Origin of the sequence: Streptomyces sp. NPDC050145 (assembly GCF_044460245.1) — a bacterium.
GTDB lineage: Bacteria > Actinomycetota > Actinomycetes > Streptomycetales > Streptomycetaceae > Streptomyces.
The window spans coordinates 393051-407005 of sequence record NZ_JBITJS010000001.1; the positions used below are offsets into that span (position 1 = coordinate 393051).

Here is a 13955-nt window from a genome sequence, read left to right on the forward strand (position 1 = left end):
GTCGGCCGGAACAAGAAACGGGGAGTGATCCCCACTTCATGGTTGGGAGTCCGTCATGCCCGTACCGCAGACCGAGGAACTCGCGGCCTGGACCGCAGATTTCGCCACCGACCCCTACCCGGCGTTCGAGGCCCTGCGGGCGAAGGGGCCGGTGCACTTCGTCCGCTTCCCCACGGGTGAGACCGCGTGGATGATCCTCGGGTACGCCGAGGCGCGGGCCGCGCTCGCGGACCCGCGGCTCGGCCACGACGTGCGCGTCTCGGCGGAGTTCGACAGCGACGGCCTCTACTCGGTGGGCCGGAACATGCTGCAGACCGACCCGCCGGACCACACCCGGCTGCGGTCGATGGTGGCGCGCGAGTTCACCGCCCGGCGGGTGCGGGCACTGCGCTCACGGGTGCAGGAGGCGGCGGACGGTCTCCTGGACGCGATGGAGCCGCTGGGACGCGCGGACCTGATCGACGCGTTCGCGTTCCCGCTGCCGCTGACGGTCATCTGCGAGCTGCTGGGTGTGCCCGGGGTCGATCACGCCCGGTTCCGGGCCTGGACGGCGAAGGTCCTCGCGGTGGGCGAGCCCGAGGCCTCGGGCCTCGCGTCCCAGGAGCTGGCCGGGTACCTGGCGGGCCTGATCGAGGAGAAGCGCGGCATCGGCCGGGACGCGGCGGCGGAAGGCGATCTGCTGCACGCGCTGGTGACCGCGCACGACGAGGACGGTGACCGTCTCAGCGACGAGGAACTGATCGGCATGGCCTTCCTGCTCCTGGTCGCCGGCCACGAGACGACGGTCAACCTCATCGCCAACGGCGTCCACCTGCTGCTGACCCGCCCGGACCAACTGGCCGCGCTGCGCGCGGACGACCGCCTGGTGGAGGGATGGGTGGAGGAGACGCTCCGCTTCGAACCCCCGTCGCCGGCCGGGACCTACCGCTACCCCTCCGAGCCGATGACGATCGGTGGCGTGCCGATCCCGAAGGGCGCGCGCGTGGTCGTCTCGCTGGCGTCGGCGAACCGCGATCCCGAGCAGTTCGCGGATCCGGAGCGCTTCGACATCCGCCGTGACCCGGCCCTGACCCGCTCCCACCTCGCCTTCGGCCACGGCATCCACCACTGCCTCGGCGCGCCGCTCGCCCGCCTGGAGGCGACCCTCGCGCTGCGCGCGCTGCTCGAGCGCCTTCCCGGCCTGGCCCTCGACGGCGATCCCGCGCCGGACTGGCGTCCGAGCCTGCTGCGGGGCCTGAGCCGTCTTCCCGTGCGCTGGTGAGGTGACCGCGTCCCGTGCGCGGCGGCCCGCGCCCGTCCTCGGCGGTCGGGCGCGTGGTGGGGTGCGGGCGCCGGGGCGGGGGTGCAAGGTGGGGGCACATACTCAGGGCCGCCGGTGACGGCCATGGACGTGGTGCAGGTGGATCGTGAACCGACCAGTGGTCGACTACGAGGCTGTCTTCCAGGCCCTTCCGGGCGCGGTCGCACTGCTCACGCCGGACCTCGTCTACGTAGAGGTCAACGACGCCTTCCTCGCGATCTCGGGACGCACCCGGGCCCAGATCGTCGGCCGCCACCTGTTCGAGGTGTTCCCCGACAATCCCCACGATCCGGGCGCCTCGGGCATGCGCAATCTGCAGGCCTCGCTGCGGCGCGTCACCGAGACGGGCGAGCGGGACAGCATGGCGCTGCAACGCTACGACGTCGAGGACGCGGACCGCCCGGGCGTCTGGCACGAGCGGTGGTGGAGCCCGGTCAACGTGCCGGTGACGGCCGCCGACGGCTCGGTGACGCTGTTGCTGCACCGGGTGGAGGAGGTCACCGAGCTGATCAGGGCGCGCGGCCGGGACGGCGCGGGGGAGCGGACGCCGGTCCTGGAAGCGGAGATCTACACCCGCTCCCGGGAACTGCAGGAGGTCAACGAGCGGCTGCGCGCGGCGCACGCCCGCGAACGGGAGGTCGCGCTGCACCTGCAACGAGCGATGCTGCCCACCTCCGGCGTCCCGGAAGGACTGCGGGTGGCGGTGCGCTACCGGCCCGCGGTGAGTGCGCTCAACGTCTGCGGCGACTGGTACGACATCATCGGCATGCCCGCCGGAGGCCGCGCGGCGGTGACGGTCGGGGACGTCGTCGGCCACGGGCTGATCGCCGCGGGCGTCATGGGGCAACTGCGCAGCGCGCTGTCGGCCGCGTGCCGGGTGGCCGGCGGTCCCGGCCAGGCACTCGAGGCCCTTGGTCTGTACGCCCGTTCCGTCGAGGGCGCGGAGTGCACCACCGCCGCCTGCGTGTTCATCGACTGGAACACCCGCACCCTCGCCTACAGCTGCGCCGGCCATCCGCCGCCCGCACTCGCCCGCCCGGACGGCACCGTCACCTTCCTCGCCGAAGCCACCGACCCGCCGCTCGGAGCCCGCCCCGAACACGCCGCCCGCGAGCAGGAACACCTCCCCTTCCCCGAGGGCTCGGTCCTGCTCCTGTACACCGACGGCCTCGTGGAGCGCCGGGGCGAGGACATCGACACCGGCCTGGACCGGCTCGCCCGCTCCCTGGCCCGCCACCGCGACCGGACCCCCGAAGCGCTCGCGGACGCGCTGCTCGCCGACCTGGTCCCGCCGTCCGGCCTGACGGACGACACGGCCCTGGTCGTCGTCGGCCTGTGACCCGCAATAGACGCGTACGTCCGTCCAGGTACGGTCCAGGTATAGATGACCGTCAAGGTTTCCTGGACAGTCCGCGCCTTCGATAATGTGGCGCCTGTGTCAGACGTGATGGGTGAGCGCGAGCTCGAAGAAGCGGTCCAGGCTCTGAGAAGCGCCGAGGACCGGGTGACCGACGTACTGCGGGCCTACCTGGAGCGGGATCCGCTCACGGGCCGGCCGGTGTACGGCCGGATCGGCCGGGCCGCGCAGATCACGGGCTGGGGGGAGCAGCGGGTCAAGGAGACCGCGACCCCGGGACTGGCCGAACGCCGCCGGGCCAAGCGGGCCGGCAAGGAAGCGGGCCGAGGTGAGTGACTTCGACGCGATCGACTCGCTGCTGGCCTCCGTCGCTCCGGAGGCCGAGCTGCCCGAGCGCCCCGTACGGCGCGAACTGCGGGAGCAGGCGGGCCTGTCGAAGGCGCAGGTGGCCCGGGCGCTCGGGGTGAGCCCCTCCACCGTCGCGGCCTGGGAGTCGGACCGCGACCCGGCCGGCGAGGTCCGTACGAAGTACGCGTACCTCCTCGACGGCCTGGCCGCGAAGCTGGCCCCGGCCCCGGCCCCCGAGCCGGAGCCGGAGCCGGAGCCGGTGCCCTCGGCTCAGCCCATGGACGACGAGGGCGACGTGGGCGATATGGGCGACGACGGGGACGACGACGTCGAGACGCTCACGGTCCCCGAGCCGTGCGTCCTGTGCGGAGCTCCCGCTGGACAACGGGTCGCCGGCTTCCCGCAGCACCTCGACCCGGCTGACTGTGGCACCGCCGCCCCCCAGGCTCCAGCAGAACCAGCCCCACGCCGTACGCGGCCCGAGACCCCCGTGGCCAGCACGCCCCGAGCGGCCGCCGCCCGGCCGGCGGATCGCAACGCGGGACGAGCGAAGCCGCCGACGAACCAGCCGACGAAGCCGCCGACGAAGCGGGCCTTCCAGCCGCAGTCCGGACCGCCGGACCTGATCGCCGAGACGGTCCGATCCGCACTCGCCGCGCACGAAGGCGACGTGGAGGAGGCGACGGCCGCCCTCGTGCGGAAGGCGATCCCGGACGCGATGGCCCTGCTGGACTCCACGCGCAAGGGCGGCCGTTACGACGTGATCGCGCATCCCTGGGTGCCCGACATCCTGCGCAAGCAGACCGCGCGCGGCGCCGACGCGATCTGGGAGGCCCGCCCGAAGTGGACCCGCCCCGAACTCCCGCCGGGCGAGCACCAGGTGACCGCCCTCGACATGAACGGCGCCTACCTCTCCGCCCTCAAGACCCATCTCCCGATCGGCCAGTTGGAGCACTCCACCGGGTTCGACCACGACCGCCGCCGCGCCGGCGTCCACCTGATCACCCCGCCCCACTGGGCGCACGAGGCGGTGCTGCCCAACCCGATCGGCCAGCGCGACGAACCCGGCCCGCTGTGGGTCACCGAACCCACCCTGCGCCTCCTGCTGCGCCTGTCCGGCCCGAAGTACGGCCTGTGCGAGGCTCCGGAGATCCACGAGTCCTACACCTCGGGGGCCACGGAGAACCTCCTCGAGAAGTTCCGCGCCGCGCTCGTCACCGCCCGCGAGAACGCGATCGCCGAGGACGACGACGTCACCCTGGAGTACGTGAAGGCCATGTACTCCAAGTTCGTCTCCACGATGGGGGAGTCGAACTACAACCGGGAGCTGTACCGCCCCGACTGGATGCACCTGATCCGCTCCCAGGCCTTCGCCAACCTGTGGATGAAGGCGCTGAAGGCGCACGAGCAGGGCCTGAGCGTGGTCCGCGCGATGGGTACCGACGAGCTCCACGTCATCGGCGACTGGCGACGCGTCTTCGCCGAGGGCCGCGGCGTCACCGAGGTGAAGCTCAAGGACGTCTACACCGCCGGAACCCCGCTGGCGGACGACGACCCGGCGGGACCGGGGGCGGCGGACTAGGCGGCCGGGTCTCCGACGCAGGCGGGCTTTGCGCGCCGGCGGGCCAGGAGGATCACGGCCAGCGGCACGATGACCAGGTCGAGGGCGACGTGCCACACGCTGAAGGGGTTCGTGTGGAGGAAGAAGAAGCGGTAGGTGCCGAGCAGACCGCCGATCGCGGGGAGCACGGCCGCGAGGTGGAGCGCGCCGGGCCACCGCCTGAGGACCGCGATGCCGATCACGAGGTAGACCGCACCGAACCCGGCGGCGCCCAGCACGTTCGCCTCGTGCTGGTAGACGGCGAGTTGCGCAAGGTGGGTCACGCCGGACAGGAGGAGCAGGACGGCCAGTGTCCTGGCGGCCTGCGGAAGGGCCGAGTGTGCCCGGGGCGGTGCGGGTGCGTTCATCGTGGTGTTCCTTCCGTGACGCCGGCGCTTCCGGCAGCGGATCTGCGCGGCCTGGGGTCAGGGCAAGAACAGTACGGTCACCTGACTATTTAGGGAAGGTATGGTGACCTGACTATGTCGAGGAGCCCGCACGACCCCGCAGACGCCGGTCAACTCGCCGACACCCGCCTGGAGCCGGACGCACGGCTCGGCGCCCTGGCCCGTCGGCTCGCCGTGATCGTCAGCGACCGGGTCCAGGGTGACCTCACCGCGGAGGGCCTCACCGATCTGCGCCCCGTGCACCTGCGGATCTTCGCGGCGCTCGGTCAGGGGGAAGGCGCCCGCGTCACCGGGATCGCCGAACGCCTCGGAAGCACCAAGCAGACCGTCGGCCCGCTGGTCGACGAACTGGTGGCGAAGGGATACCTCCACCGCCGACGCGACCCCGCGGACGCGCGCGCCAAGATCGTCGACTTCACCCCCGCCGGACGCGCCGCCGCCGAGGCCGCCCGGCGCAGCGCCGAGCGCGTCGACCGCCAGTGGGCCGACCGGATCGGCGACCGACGCCTGGCCGAATGCCGCGCCACGCTCTGGGAGCTGGTCAACGCGTCGGACGACCCCGCGAACAGGCCATAGGCCCGCCGTCCGGCGCCAACTACGCCGGCCCCGGCCGCACGGCGCACCCTGAGAGAATCCTCGCGTGAGCCTGCCCCTGCCGCCGTTGCCGCGGCCCGAGTTCGTCCTGATCCCCGTCGCGGCCCCACCGCGGGTGCTGGCACGGATCGCCGCCGTTCTGAGGGATCCCGGTATCCCGGGCGGCCTGATCGGATACGAGTACCGGCCGCTGAACGAGCCGGTGTACCTCGGGGGGATCGGCGAGCGGGAGCTGGTCGCCATCGGGACGAGCGGCCTGTCCGGACACGTCGCCGTCGACATCGCCACCGGTCACGTGGTGCAGATCGCCACGACCGAGTCGGCGACGACCCATTTCGTGAACAGGGACCTCGACGCTTTCAGTCGCTGCGTCGCCGCCGTGATCGCGTGCTTTCCGTTCTACGCGGAGGGCGACGAGGAGAGGTGCTACGAGGTCGCCGCGCGGCTGCGTGGTCTCGTCAGGGCGGTGGACGAGGCCGCTCTCGTGCCCGACGGGTTCTGGGAGACCTTCTGCGACGACGTGGAGATGGGTGACTACGCGGACTGGGACGTGTGATCCGGGAGCACCACGTGCGAAGGCCGCCCGATGCGGGCGGCCCAGGGGCAAAAAACAGTCCCCGGAGTCCTCATCCACTGCCATCTGCCTCAGTCGTCGCTGAGACTCCGGTACGAGGGGGCTTCGGGGGCCTGGCCAGAGCTTTGTTGAATCTCTTGCCAGTCGACGTCTCTCCTGGCGGTGCGATTCACCGGTTTTCTGGTGTGTTATTCAGTGTCCTCCCAATATGTCCTGTGTCAAGGGTTGCCGGGGAACTCTGGACGCGGCCGGCGGCAGGCAGGATCGGACCTCGGGGTGGTCCGCGGTCAGACGGTCGAAGGCTGTCGGCTCGGCGTCGCCGCGCAGGTGCTGGTCGAAGAAGGCGCGCAGGTAGGCGCGGGTGATCGTCATGGTGCGCAGCCCCGAGCCGGTCGCGCCGAGCGGCAGGCCGAGCTGGTCGGCCAGCAGGCCGAGGTCGGTGAAGGACGGGTGCTGGGCGCCCGCCACCACCAGCCAGCGTTTCCAGCCGGTCAGCAGGGGCCAGTCGCGGGCCCAGGTGTCGGCGGCGGGCCCGTCGCCGGGAGCGTACTGGCCGTCCCGGCCGAGGAACAGGAACGGGCGGTCCAGTCCGGTGTCCGGGATCAGCGGGTCGGTACTGCCGTCCACGTCGCAGCCCGCGCGGATGCGCTTGTCCGCCACCATCGCCGCGACGGTGGCCGCGCCGCCCGCGGAATGTCCGGCCATGCCGATCCGGTCGGGAGCCAGGGCGGCCGCCCCCGCCCACGGAGGGGCGCTGCCGAGCAACTGGTCCAGCACGAAAGAGGCGTCGCGGGCGCGGCCCGTCTTCACCTTGTGCCAGAACTCGGGGGTGCGGGCGACTCCGTGGCCCAGGGCGAAGGTGGCCACCCGGCCGTCCGGAAAGCTGGTGGCCGGGGTCTCGTAGGTGTGGTCGATCGCGACGGCGACGTAGCCGTGGCTGGCCAGGTCCTCGCCGATCGAGGTGAGCGTGGCGCGGGGCCGGGTGAAGCCGGGGGAGAGGACGATGAGCGGCAGTTCCCGCAGCCCGGGGGCGAGTGGGGCGTAGGGGAATGCGTGGGTGCGCACCGAACTCAGCGTGTCGGGCGTGAAGGGCACCTTCTGGCCGGCCAGGGCTGCCACCGCCTCGGCGTGCGTCAGGTAACGGGCGCGCGGACCGGACGCGTACGCGGCCGGGTACCAGATGGTGATCATCAGCTCGCGGGTCGGCACGTCCGCGATCCACGGGTCCGGCCGGGAGACGTCCTCGAGGTGCACCGACGTGGTGCCGACCGGATGCGGGCCGGTCGGCACCGGCAGGGTGGGGGTCGCCATAGGGTGCATGGTGGTCGGCCGCGCCCCGCCGCACCATCGGGGAGATCCCCGATTTATGGGTGCGGCCGGGTGAGGTCGCGGTCGATCAGCCTGCGGGCGACGACGACCGGACGGGGCTAGCCGATCGGGAGGCCACCGAGTGTCGATCCCTGGATGTTCTGGGTGACTCCCTGTCCGGCGGTCGCCTGGTCGAGCAGCCCGCCGCCCAGGCTGGGCAGGTCGGCGTTGTTGTTCTCGCCGACCGGTCCGAGGGGAGTGGGGAGCGAGGCCGGGGCGATCTGGGTGGTGGCCGCCTGGGCCGTTCCGGCGGTGGCCAGGGCGGCACCGGCGACGGCGCAGGTGGCAAGGACGCGCATGATGTTCGACATGACGTGCAAACGATCACCGGCCGCTCGAGTCACCCACCGGCCCTGAGCGTCACGTCGAGCTACTGCGCCGAAGGTGCCCATGCGGTGCCGGCCGTGGACAGCCACGCGTCGGCGATCAGCCGGTGCCCCAGAGGGGTCGGGTGGACGCCGTCATGGGCCAGCTCCGCCGCCCGGTGGCCCTGAGCGGCGCGCTGCAGCACGAGATCGGCGCGGACCACCTGTGCTTCGTGGTCCCTGGCGGCCTGCAGCACAGCGTCGATCCGAGGCTCCAGGTCCTCGAACCAGGCGTCCTGCCCCGGCTCCACCGCGAGGAGGAACGGGGTGATGACGACCAGCCGTGGCGCGAGCCGCTGCGCGGCGACCGTCAGCAGCCGGTCCAGGCAGGCGTGGAACTCGGCGACGGGACTGACCACGCCTTGGTCATAGCGTCGCCAGGTGTCGTTGATGCCGATCTTGACGGTGAGCACGGTGGGCTGTTCGTCGATGACGTCGGTCGTCCAGCGGGCTTCGAGGTCGTACACGCGATGGCCGTTGACCCCCCGGTTGACGATCCGGGGCCCGGGGCCGCTCGCCGCGCGCTCGCGCAGGGTCCGGGCGATCTCGCTGACGTAGCCGTTGCCGAGGGAGGCGGCGTCCGTGCGGTCGCGGCCCGCGTCGGTGATGGAGTCCCCGATGAACAGGAGGGTGTCGTCGTGCGTGAGGTGCGTGTGCATGTCTGCCGTTCTGGCGTCGGAGGGGAGCGGGTAGGGATGATGTGCGACGGAGCGGGCATCGTGAACCGTCCGCACGCAGTCGTCAACTACGGCTGCGCGGAAAGGGTTTGTCCCGCAGCCTGCCTCAGAACGGCCGCCTCGTGTGCCAGAACCTCGGGGTCGTCGCCGGGGACGAACTCCATGAGCGTGTCGATGCCCCGGCCGTCCAGAAGGCCGAGGGCGGCGGTCCACAGGCTCTGGCGCTCCGCCAGGGGAAGCCGCGTGTTGCCGGGCCACCAGGAGAACGCGTGGACGGCGGCGACCCGGTCGCCGAGTTCGGTGAGCCCCGCCAGCGCCTCCTCGTCGGGGACGTCGAGCGGCGGCTGCCAGTACGTGTGGACGTTGGCGGCGTTGACCTCGTCGAGCAGGCGGAGGGTCGAGGCGACCGTGTCGGTGAGGGTGTTGCCGTGGAACTCGGTCGCGAGCGTGAGGCCGTGGTCCGCGGCGATCCGGGCGGCCTCCCGCAGACGGAGCACCGTCGCGTGCCGCTCGTCCGGCTGGACGTACCGCGATCCGGTGCCGCCCGCCCAGACGCGGATCCGCTCCGCTCCGAGCAGCACCGCGGCGCGGGCGACGGCGGGGAATCCGGCCGGTTCGCCGGGGGAGGCGCGGAAGTAGGAACCGTAGGAGCAGCAGGTCAGTCCGTAGCGGTCGGAGATCTCCCGGACGGCGCGGACGGTGTCCGGATCCTCCGCGGGGGCGTGCACGTCCGCGCCCCACTCGACGACCTCGAGGCCCGCGTGGACGGCGTACCGCGCGACCTCGAGGGCGCGCAGCCGGCGGAAGGTGACCGAGCAGAGGCCCAAGCGGGTCCGTCCCGCGTCCGGTGGGGTCGGTGGGTCGGCCGGGACGGGGCCTGCCCTGCCGACTCGGCTGTTCGTCCCGGTCATGGCACTGCCTTCCTTCTGTCTTCCTGCCGCGGTGGCGCGGGTGGGGTGAAGCGGCCGCCCCCACAGACGGCCGCTTCAGGGGGATCGCGGGTGATCGGCCCGCGGTCGGTCAGGGGGCGTTCGGCCCCACGTCCGATGCCGTGAGCGGGTGACGCAGCGCGGGCACCGTGGCGTACTCGTCGGCGCCGATGTCCCGGACGCTGCCGCGCGGGTCGCCGTCGACGTCGTCGGTGACGGGCGTGCCGGCGAGGGTGGCGGCGCCGATCGCGGGGCTGGCGGAGGTCAAGCGCTTGACCCCGTCGGTGCCCTGGGTGAGGCGGGGGTCCGCCCGGGTGAAGCCGCCGGCGGGGATGTTGCCGTTCGAGGCCGCGCCCCACAGCAGGTTGCTCTGCCAGGTGAAGCCGGTGGTGGCGCCCATGGCGACGAGGCTGCCCGTGTCACCGACCAGCAGGTTGTCCGCGACGACGACGTTCTGCGGCTCGTAGGTCCGGGTCTCGCCCTCGAGGGTCTTCGTGTTGCCGATCAGGGAGTTGTGCGCGATCAGCGCGCGGTCGCAGGCGTCGTTGCCCCGACGCTCGGTCTCCGTCTCGCCCTCGTGATGGTCCCGTGTGGTGCCGCTGCCGATCACCAGGGCGCGGCCGGACAGCCCGCTGACGTAGTTGTTGACGACCTTGTGGTCGTTGCCGTAGAGGCGGATGCCTTCCTCGCCGTCGAGCACGTGGTTGCTCTCGACCGTGGAGCGGTTGCCGTGGCGCAGGACGATGCCGCCGCGGCTGGCGCGGACGGTGTTGTACCGGACGGTGTTGTCGGAGGACTTCACGGAGATGGCTTCGGGGTCGCCGTTGCAGCGCTCGAAGAGGTTGTACTCGACGACGGCGTGGGCGCTGGACAGGGCGCGGCCGCTGACGCCGAGCCGGATGGGCTCGCCGCCGTTGGTCCCGGTGAAGGTGTGGTCGGAGAAGTGGTTCCGGAACACGTGGACGTTCTGGGCCATCGCGTCCGTGGAGTCGGGGCCGTCGATGACGAGGAAGATGCCGGTGGTGGTCTTGTTGTGGAAGTGGTTCCGGTCGACCTTCGTGTCGTCCGCCCGTACGAAGAGCCAGTAGGCGGCCCCGGTGTCGGCGAACTGGAAGTCGTTGCGGGTCAGGCGGATCCCCGAGCAGTCCGCGGGCAGTTCGAGCGTGGTGCTCTGCCGGAAGGCGAAGCCGCTGAGGGTGATGAAGCTCGAGTTGCTCAGCACGAAGCCGCGCTCGCCCTTGAGCACGGCGCCGCCCCGGCTCTGGGACACGATCGTGATCGGTGCGCTGCTGGTGCCGTGCTTGCCGGAGATGGTGAGAGCGCCGCCGGACGGGACGGTGTAGGTGCCGTCGGCGACGACGATCCGGTCCCCGGGCTTGGCGCTGTTGATCGCGTTCTGCAGCGCGGTCAGCGACGAGACCGGGATGTCGGCCGCCGACGCGCTGGTGGTCAGCGCGGTGCCGACGGGGATGGTGGCGAGTGCGGCCACGGTGGCGGTTCTGAGGAACGTGCGTCGTTGCATGGTGCCTCCTTCATGAGTGGGGGACAGGAGCTCAACGGGCAGGAATCAATGGACAGGACGTCAGGGGACAGGACTTCAGGGGACGGGAGTTCAGGGGGCTTCGGGGCCGACATCGGCCGGGGTCAGGGGGCCGCGTTCCGGCGTGCGAGGCGAGTACTCGTCGGCGCCCACGTCGCGGAGGCGGCCGCGCGGCTGACCGTCGATGTCGTGGGTGACGGGCGGCCGTCTGAGGGTGCCGGCGTCGATCGCCGGGCTGTCGGCGGCCGGGCGGGCGATCCCGTACGCGTCCGTCACGAGGCGCGGATCGGTGCGGGCGCCGCCTGGCGCAGGCATGTTGCCGTCGGCGGCGGCGCCCCACAGGATGTTGCCCGACCAGGTGAAACGCACCGTGGTGGCCATCGCGACCAGCTGGCCGGTGTCGGAGACGAAGAGGTTGTCGGCGACGGTGACATCGCGCGGCTCGTGCGGGCGCTGGCTCTCTCCGGAGAGCGTGCCGGTGTTGTTCACCAGGGTGTTGTAGGCGATGAGCACGCGATCGGGGGCGTCGTTGCCCCGGCGCGCCTCCGGTGACTCGCCGGGCAGGTGGTCGCGCTCCGAACCGCTGCCGATCACCAGGGCGCGCCCGGACAGTCCGGCGAGGTGGTTGTTGACGATGACGTGGTCGTTTCCGTAGATCCGGATGCCCTCCGTGCCGTCGACGAGGTAATTGGCGTCGACCCGGTTGCCGTTGCCGTGGCGCAGGACGATGCCGCCGAGGCTGTCGCGGATCGTGTTGTGCCGGATGACGTTGTCGGAGGACTTCACGGAGATGGCTTCGGGGTCGCCGTCGCAGCGCTCGAAGAGGTTGTGCTCGACGACGGCATGGGCGCTGGACAGGGCTCGGGGGCTGAGGCCCAGGCGGATGGGCTCACCGCCGTTGGACCCGGTGAAGGTGTGGTCGGAGAAGTGGTTGTGGTGGATGTGGACGCGCTCGGCCATCTCGTCCGTGCCCGCGCCCTCCACACCGAGGTAGATGCCGAGCGTGCTCTTGCCGTGGAAGTGGTTGTGGTCCACCGTGCTGTCGTCCGCGCGGACCATCACCCAGTGCAGGCCCTCGATGTCGGCGAGCTGGAAGTCGTTGCGGGTGAGCCTGATGTGGGAGCAGTCCGGAGGGACGTCCAGGGTGGTGGTCTGCCGGAAGGCGAACCCGCTGAGGGTGATGTGGCTGGACGCCTCGAAGGTGAAGCTCTGTTCGCCCCGGAGGACGACACCGCCCCGGGTCTCGGCGGCGATGGTCACGGGCGCGCGCTCGGTGCCGCGCATGTTCCGTACGAGGAGAGGGCTGCCCGCCGGGACGGTGTAGGTGCCGTCGGCGACGACGATCCGGTCGCCGGGCCGGGCACGGTCGATCGCGGCCCGGAGTTCGTCCAGGGTGCGGACCGTCGTGCCGGCCGGGAGGGCGCTCGCGGTCGGCAGGGCGCCGGTGGCGGTGAGTGCCACCGCCGCCGCGGTGCTCATGAGGAAGGTGCGGCGCTGCATGGTGCCTCCGTGAGGGTGCGGTGGGCGGGCCTGCGGGGGACGCGTGGGGTCAGGCGTCGGTGGGGCTGTCCAGGAACAGTTCGATGACGGGGACGGGGGTGTCGGGGCGGCGTACCGGGAGCTGGAGGGTGAGCGTTCCGGCGGGCTGTCCGCCCATCTCGGTGTTGACCGCGGGCCGGTCCGGCTCGATGTGGACCGGGACGATCTCGGAGGCGTCGTCGAGGAGTTGGGCGTACCGCACCCGGCCGGCCAGGCCCGGCAGGTGCAGGTGGCGCAGCGGCCAGGCGAACAGGTGGACGTAGAGCCGGTCGCCGCGCTGCGTGTAGCGGCATTCGGCGGGAGCGGTGTACGCGGACGGGCCGCAGCCGCGGACCGACCGTTCGTGCAGCTCCATCCAGCGGCCGATCTCGCCCAGCACCTCGGTGTCGCGCGGATCGAGGTGGCCCCGGCCGGTCGGGCCCACGTTGAGCAGCAGGTTGCCGCCCTTGGACACCCCGTCGACGAGCATGCGGATCAGCAGATCCGCGCTCTTGCGGTCGAGGTTGTCGCGGTCGTAGCCCCAACTGCCGTTCACCGTCTGGCAGGCCTCCCAGACCACGGGCCGCCCGTTCTCGGTCATGGGCCCGGAGGGCTGGTACTGCTCGGGGGTGACGAAGTCGCCGGGCAGTCCGGTCCGGTCGTTGACGAGCACGTGCGGCTGGAGCTCACGGACCGTCTCCAGGAGCTTCGGGGAGTCCCAGTCGTCGGGCCCCTTGCCGCCCCACCAGGAGCGTCCGGCGTAGGAGAAGTCGAAGAACAGGTAGTCGACGCGGCCGAACGAGGTCAGCAGTTCGCGGACCTGGCCGTGGAGGTAGCGCTGGTAGTCACGGATGTCCCGGTCGGCGTGGGCGGCCTTGAACTCCTCGTCGTCACGCTGCGGATGGGTGCCGTCCACGGGGAAGGACGGGTGGTGCCAGTCGATCAGCGAGTAGTAGAGCCCGACCTTGAGGCCCTCGGCCCGGCACGCCTCGACGAAGGGGCCGACGAGGTCGCGGCCGTGCGGGGTGTTGGTGACCTTGTAATCGGTCAGGGCGCTGTCCCACAGGCAGAAGCCGTCGTGGTGCTTGGTCGTCAGGACGACGTAGCGCATGCCGGCGGCCTTGGCGGTGCGCGCCCACTCGACGGGGTCGTAGCGGTCGGGGTCGAAGTGGTCGAAGTAGACCTGGTACTGCTCGTCGGTCAGCCGCTCCCGGTTCTTGACCCACTCGTGGCGCGCGGCGAGGGAGTACAGGCCCCAGTGGACGAACATCCCGAAGCGGGCGGTGGTGAACCAGTCGGGATCCGGAGCCGCTCCGGGAGCCGGGCGATCGGACAGGTGGGCTGCGGCGACAGACGACACGGGGCATCGTTCCTTCTC

Annotated in this window: 14 protein-coding genes; 6 read left to right on the forward strand and 8 right to left on the reverse strand. The window is 71.8% G+C overall.

All coding sequences use genetic code 11. The annotated features are described in order from the left end of the window. The first annotated feature begins 55 nt into the window (after positions 1-55). The 4 genes from ACIBTU_RS01960 (at position 56) to ACIBTU_RS01975 (ending at position 4587) form a co-directional block, all read left to right on the forward strand. Entirely contained in the window at positions 56-1261 is a 1206-nt protein-coding gene (locus tag ACIBTU_RS01960; protein WP_399123925.1) for a cytochrome P450, read from the forward strand. 145 nt (positions 1262-1406) lie between these two features. Next, the gene (locus ACIBTU_RS01965) at positions 1407-2639 is read left to right on the forward strand and encodes a PP2C family protein-serine/threonine phosphatase (protein ID WP_399123926.1); all 1233 of its coding nucleotides are present in this window, start codon (positions 1407-1409) and stop codon (positions 2637-2639) included. 96 nt (positions 2640-2735) lie between these two features. Then, the gene (locus ACIBTU_RS01970) at positions 2736-2993 is read left to right on the forward strand and encodes a hypothetical protein (protein ID WP_399123927.1); all 258 of its coding nucleotides are present in this window, start codon (positions 2736-2738) and stop codon (positions 2991-2993) included. Beyond that, entirely contained in the window at positions 2986-4587 is a 1602-nt protein-coding gene (locus ACIBTU_RS01975; protein WP_399123928.1) for a helix-turn-helix domain-containing protein, read from the forward strand. Before ACIBTU_RS01970 ends, ACIBTU_RS01975 begins: the two co-directional genes overlap by 8 nt. Here ACIBTU_RS01975 and ACIBTU_RS01980 read toward each other — a convergent pair. Continuing rightward, positions 4584-4973 (reverse strand): hypothetical protein, encoded by a 390-nt coding sequence (locus tag ACIBTU_RS01980; RefSeq protein ID WP_399123929.1) that lies wholly within the window; start codon positions 4971-4973, stop codon positions 4584-4586. The genes ACIBTU_RS01975 and ACIBTU_RS01980 overlap by 4 nt on opposite strands. 114 nt (positions 4974-5087) lie before the next feature. Here ACIBTU_RS01980 and ACIBTU_RS01985 point away from each other — a divergent pair, with 114 nt between their 5' ends. Continuing rightward, complete coding sequence (locus ACIBTU_RS01985; RefSeq protein ID WP_399123930.1) at positions 5088-5588, forward strand: MarR family winged helix-turn-helix transcriptional regulator; 501 nt, start codon at positions 5088-5090, stop codon at positions 5586-5588. Between the two features lie 64 nt (positions 5589-5652). After that, on the forward strand, positions 5653-6162 hold the full coding sequence (locus ACIBTU_RS01990) for an SUKH-4 family immunity protein (protein WP_399123931.1): 510 nt from the start codon (positions 5653-5655) through the stop codon (positions 6160-6162). Positions 6163-6372: 210 nt separating this feature from the next. On the opposite strand, the gene ACIBTU_RS01995 is transcribed toward ACIBTU_RS01990, so the two are convergent. The 7 genes from ACIBTU_RS01995 to ACIBTU_RS02025 all read right to left on the reverse strand — a co-directional run bounded on the left by ACIBTU_RS01995 (position 6373) and on the right by ACIBTU_RS02025 (position 13937). After that, positions 6373-7491, reverse strand: a complete 1119-nt coding sequence (locus ACIBTU_RS01995; RefSeq protein ID WP_399123932.1) for an alpha/beta hydrolase family protein — start codon at positions 7489-7491, stop codon at positions 6373-6375. Between the two features lie 116 nt (positions 7492-7607). Then, a complete protein-coding gene (locus ACIBTU_RS02000; protein ID WP_399123933.1) occupies positions 7608-7859 on the reverse strand; it encodes a hypothetical protein in 252 nt (83 codons plus the stop codon). A gap of 59 nt (positions 7860-7918) precedes the next feature. Then, entirely contained in the window at positions 7919-8572 is a 654-nt protein-coding gene (locus ACIBTU_RS02005; protein WP_399123934.1) for an SGNH/GDSL hydrolase family protein, read from the reverse strand. 86 nt (positions 8573-8658) lie between these two features. Then, complete coding sequence (locus tag ACIBTU_RS02010; protein ID WP_399123935.1) at positions 8659-9501, reverse strand: sugar phosphate isomerase/epimerase family protein; 843 nt, start codon at positions 9499-9501, stop codon at positions 8659-8661. Between the two features lie 109 nt (positions 9502-9610). Further along, positions 9611-11041: a polysaccharide lyase 6 family protein gene (locus ACIBTU_RS02015; protein ID WP_399123936.1), complete on the reverse strand. Its 1431-nt coding sequence runs from the start codon at positions 11039-11041 to the stop codon at positions 9611-9613. Between the two features lie 90 nt (positions 11042-11131). Next, a complete protein-coding gene (locus tag ACIBTU_RS02020; protein WP_399123937.1) occupies positions 11132-12559 on the reverse strand; it encodes a polysaccharide lyase 6 family protein in 1428 nt (475 codons plus the stop codon). Positions 12560-12608: 49 nt separating this feature from the next. Continuing rightward, positions 12609-13937 carry an alpha-L-fucosidase gene (locus ACIBTU_RS02025; RefSeq protein WP_399123938.1) on the reverse strand — a complete coding sequence of 443 codons (1329 nt, stop codon included), beginning with the start codon at positions 13935-13937 and terminating at the stop codon, positions 12609-12611. Between the last annotated feature and the right edge of the window lie 18 nt (positions 13938-13955).

Excerpts from the sequence above, each read along its gene's own strand:
- ACIBTU_RS01995 (WP_399123932.1), bottom strand. The coding sequence starts at position 7,491 with ATGGCGACCCCCACCCTGCCGGTGCCGACCGGCCCGCATCCGGTCGGC.
- ACIBTU_RS02000 (WP_399123933.1), bottom strand. The coding sequence starts at position 7,859 with ATGTCGAACATCATGCGCGTCCTTGCCACCTGCGCCGTCGCCGGTGCC.
- ACIBTU_RS02020 (WP_399123937.1), bottom strand. The coding sequence starts at position 12,559 with ATGCAGCGCCGCACCTTCCTCATGAGCACCGCGGCGGCGGTGGCACTC.
- ACIBTU_RS01980 (WP_399123929.1), bottom strand. The coding sequence starts at position 4,973 with ATGAACGCACCCGCACCGCCCCGGGCACACTCGGCCCTTCCGCAGGCC.
- ACIBTU_RS01985 (WP_399123930.1), top strand. The coding sequence starts at position 5,088 with ATGTCGAGGAGCCCGCACGACCCCGCAGACGCCGGTCAACTCGCCGAC.
- ACIBTU_RS02010 (WP_399123935.1), bottom strand. The coding sequence starts at position 9,501 with ATGACCGGGACGAACAGCCGAGTCGGCAGGGCAGGCCCCGTCCCGGCC.
- ACIBTU_RS02005 (WP_399123934.1), bottom strand. The coding sequence starts at position 8,572 with ATGCACACGCACCTCACGCACGACGACACCCTCCTGTTCATCGGGGAC.
- ACIBTU_RS01960 (WP_399123925.1), top strand. The coding sequence starts at position 56 with ATGCCCGTACCGCAGACCGAGGAACTCGCGGCCTGGACCGCAGATTTC.
- ACIBTU_RS02015 (WP_399123936.1), bottom strand. The coding sequence starts at position 11,041 with ATGCAACGACGCACGTTCCTCAGAACCGCCACCGTGGCCGCACTCGCC.